This window comes from Aeromonas media (assembly GCF_000819985.1).
GTDB lineage: Bacteria > Pseudomonadota > Gammaproteobacteria > Enterobacterales > Aeromonadaceae > Aeromonas > Aeromonas media.
On record NZ_CDBZ01000092.1, the window covers coordinates 1 to 1444 of the forward strand.

Below are 1444 nucleotides of genomic sequence, written 5' to 3' on the forward strand. Positions count from 1 at the left end.
GATGAGTTACAGCAGGCGGATGTCGCTGAGCATGTTGTAGCCGAACTTGCGGGACACAGTAAAAACGGCCTGACGTTTGGCCGCTATGGCAAACGTGTGAACATTAGGCTGCTGAATGAGAAAATCCAATCCCTTCCTACCGACCTGATACCCCACCACCTGCTGTCAGGGGGAAAATCACCGTAAAGATGACGCATATTTTTTGGGTAACAGGGCTGTCTCCCCCCCATGAAAAAACCAATATGAGAGCATTTCTCGGCGGTTTAATGGGGCGGGTATGGCCCTATCTTCATGATTTATAATGATTTTAAGCACATTGGAAAATATTTAAAAAACCCAATAAAAATATGTTGACATTTCTTTTTCTTTGTGGGTTATTTTCATTGACGAGTGGTCCTCAATCGTTGTAGTATGCTGATAAAGCTGCTAACAAGGACATAACAACGACAGTAAACACGAAGGATCGAAACGAAATGAATATGGCGTAGAACACACCGACACGTTTATCTCGTTCAAACAAGGGTTATCACCCCTTCAGATTTAAAAAATACCGCCAATATCACAGCTATCTTCGATACGCTGAACGGGTTGTTATTACCCAAATTCGGGTGAAGTGAATAACACATGGTATTTGCTTGATGCAATGTTGAGTAAAAATCTGACGGGAACATTTGATTATATCGATTAAATGACATCAGCTATCGCTAATGTATACTTGGCATTTGACAAATTAACAGGATTTTGAGGTGAAACTTATCTGTTTATAGCGTCACAGAGTAATTTATATCGCTGTTTTTAGGTGCACTATTACCCTCTCGGTATCGATGCGTGAGCATCACGTTTTGCTATTGCTGTTTTTGTAATTGAAGGAGTATTTATAACTGTAATGAGGGTAATTATGAACAAACAAACCAATAAAAGGACCGTTCAAAAACAAAAAACTAAACACAACACTGTGCGTTCAGTCATTGTTGATGAGCATTCACTGGCGTCAGCCATTCGTCAGCACCTGGAAATCAAAAAATACCAGTATGCGCAGACAACCTATGACATTTCGAAGCGTAAAGCAGAACAGTTGATAAAATGGATTGGTGATAAACCGCTGACGTCATATCGTGCGAGTGACATTGAACTGCTCGTAGTGAAATTTTGCAACAAAAAATATAAAGGAAATACCATTAACCAATATTTGGATATATTGAGACAAGTCTTTGCACGAGCTGTCAGCGATGGTGTTATTCATACCAGTCCAATGGATGGCATTAAAAAATGTAAATTTGAGGTGGACGAACCTGATCCATTTTATCAATACGAAATTAAGGCATTTCTCGCCCTGAAAAGCACCCATTTGCTGGAGGTGTCACTCATCCAACTCGGTATCTCTACGGGTCTGCGCATCAGTGAGTTAATGGCGGTCAGTGCGGAGGCGGTCAATCTCGACAAG

The 1444-nt window shown here is 40.9% G+C and carries 1 protein-coding gene and 1 pseudogene; both read left to right on the forward strand.

Going from position 1 to position 1444, the window contains the following annotated elements; translation table 11 throughout:
• Positions 1 to 186 (forward strand): annotated as a pseudogene (locus BN1127_RS22730) (site-specific integrase); the annotation flags it as partial.
• 712 nt (positions 187 to 898) lie between these two features.
• Positions 899 to 1444: tyrosine-type recombinase/integrase (locus tag BN1127_RS08345; protein ID WP_042649119.1), on the forward strand; the 546-nt coding region annotated here is incomplete at its 3' end.